Source organism: Bacillus sp. AFS059628, from assembly GCF_002571225.1.
In the GTDB taxonomy this organism is placed as follows: Bacteria; Bacillota; Bacilli; order Bacillales; family Bacillaceae_G; genus Bacillus_A.
Genome location: NZ_NVEC01000169.1, coordinates 1 through 203, shown reverse-complemented (window position 1 = coordinate 203; position 203 = coordinate 1). Strand labels below are relative to the sequence as shown.

The following is a 203-nucleotide window of genomic DNA, read 5'->3' as shown; positions in this document are numbered from 1 at the left end:
CACGGCTCTTTACTTTATATACGAACAGCAGTCCCGCTCACCGCAACCATTAACATCCCTTCACGAACTACTTCGTAATCCACGTCGATACCAACAATTGCATTCGCATTTTTTTGTCTTGCGAAAGTTTTCATTTCTTCCATTGCGATGTCGCGCGCTTCTTTTAATTTACTTTCATAAGCGCCAGCACGACCACCGACAAC

The 203-nt window shown here is 44.3% G+C and carries 1 protein-coding gene; it reads right to left on the bottom strand.

From position 1 onward, the window contains the following. Positions 1–14 precede the first annotated feature (14 nt). On the bottom strand, positions 15–203 hold a 189-nt coding region (locus COL05_RS30815; protein ID WP_142337742.1), incomplete at its 5' end, for a heavy metal-binding domain-containing protein.